We start from the raw sequence: 2,007 nt of genomic DNA on the forward strand, positions 1-2,007 counted from the left end.
GTATAGCCTCAGGTTTCATCTAGCTGAAATGGGGTCGGCCCGACCGGCGGCGTGAAGACACCATGACCTTTGGGATATGGTGTTGCCGTGAAGTGGTGCATTACTTTGCTACCACACCTGCCCACGCATCCTCCAGGGATCTGACGATGTCGCACCAAACCTTCCTGCCCGGCCCCCGCAGCGGACTCTGCGCTGCCGCGCTGCTGCTCTCCACATCCCTGCTGCTGAGCGGTTGCGCCGCTGGGCCCAACAACGAGGCCAAGGCGGCCGAGACCAAGGACGAGAAGAAGGTCGACGCGGTGCCGGTGGAAGTGGCCGTGGCCAGCCATCGCGCGGTGGCCGCCAGCTACACCGGAACGGCGGCACTGGAGCCGCGCGCCGAATCGCAGGTGGTCGCCAAGACCTCGGGCGTTGCGCTGGCGGTACTGGTCGAGGAAGGGCAGCGGGTCAGCGCCGGGCAGCCTCTGGTGCGGCTGGATCCGGACCGCGCACGCCTGGCCGTTGCCCAGAGCGAGGCGCAGATGCGCAAGCTGGAGAACAACTACCAGCGCGCACAGAAGCTGGTCGGCCAGCAGATGGTCAGCGCTGCCGATGTCGACCAGCTGCGCTACGACCTGGAAAACGTGCGCGCGCAGTACCGCCTGGCCACGCTGGAACTGTCCTACACCACCGTGGTCGCACCGATTTCCGGCGTGATCGCCTCGCGATCGATCAAGACCGGCAACTTCGTGCAGATCAACACGCCGATCTTCCGCATTGTCGACAACTCGCGGCTGGAAGCCACCCTCAACGTGCCCGAGCGCGAGCTGGCGACCTTGCGTGCGGGCCAGCCGGTCACGCTGTCGGCCGATGCGCTGCCGGGCCAGACCTTCACTGGCGTCGTCGACCGCATCGCACCGGTAGTGGATTCGGGCAGCGGCACCTTCCGTGTGGTCAGTGCTTTCGACGGTGCCGCGCAGTCGCTGCAGCCGGGCATGTTCGGCCGCATCCGCATCGACTACGACCAGCGTGCCGATGCACTGGTGGTGCCGCGCCTGGCACTGCTGGACGATGGTGAGCCGGCAGTGTTCCGCGTGCGCGAGGGCAAGGTCGCGCGGGTGCCGGTCAAGCTTGGCTACGCCGAAGGACCGTGGGTGGAAATCCGTGAGGGACTGGCGGCGGGTGACCAGATCGTCACCGCCGGCAAGGTCGCCCTGCGCGACGGCACCGCGGTGCAGGTGATCGCCGATCCGAAGGCCAAGGCGAAGACCGTAACCGCCTCGGCCAAGCCGGCAGAGAAGGCCGGGAGCACGCAATGACCGCGCCCGGCCACGATCACGGTGCCTCGCCCGGGAGCGATGGCGCCGCCGCAGGCATGCGTGGCGGCCTGGTGGAGTTCGCCACCCGCCGCCGCGTCACCATCGCCATGTGCACGGTCACCCTGTTGCTGTTCGGCCTGATCGCACTGGGCAATCTCAAGGTCAACCTGCTGCCCGACCTGAGCTATCCGACGCTGACCGTGCGCACCGAGTACACCGGTGCGGCGCCGACGGAAATGGAAACCCTGATCACCCAGCCGGTCGAAGAAGCCGTKGGCGTGGTCAAGAACCTGCGCAAGCTGAAGTCGGTCTCGCGTACCGGCCAGAGTGATGTGGTGCTCGAGTTCGCCTGGGGCACCAACATGGACCAGGCCAGCCTGGAAGTGCGCGACAAGATGGAAGCGCTGAACCTGCCCCTGGAAGCCAAGGCGCCGGTGCTGCTGCGCTTCAATCCGTCCACCGAGCCGATCATGCGCCTGGTGCTGTCGACCAAGGCCGCGCCTGCGACCGACGAAGAAGCGATCCGCGAACTGACCGGCCTGCGTCGCTATGCCGACGAAGACCTGAAGAAGAAGCTGGAGCCGGTTACCGGCGTGGCGGCGGTGAAGGTTGGCGGTGGCCTGGAAGACGAGATCCAGGTCGACATCGACCAGCAGAAACTGGCCCAGCTCAACCTGCCGATCGACACCGTCATCAAGCGGTTGAAGGA

Annotated in this window: 2 protein-coding genes; both read left to right on the forward strand. The window is 66.6% G+C overall.

Annotated elements, in window-relative coordinates; genetic code table 11:
- Positions 1-146 precede the first annotated feature (146 nt).
- Positions 147-1,298, forward strand: a complete 1,152-nt coding sequence (locus AC1VAN_RS20075; protein ID WP_025875055.1) for an efflux RND transporter periplasmic adaptor subunit — start codon at positions 147-149, stop codon at positions 1,296-1,298.
- A partial coding sequence (locus AC1VAN_RS20080) for an efflux RND transporter permease subunit (RefSeq protein ID WP_480986563.1) occupies positions 1,295-2,007 on the forward strand: 713 nt, incomplete at its 3' end. The genes AC1VAN_RS20075 and AC1VAN_RS20080, both read left to right, overlap by 4 nt.

Source organism: Stenotrophomonas sp. 05L44_2 (assembly GCF_056665995.1).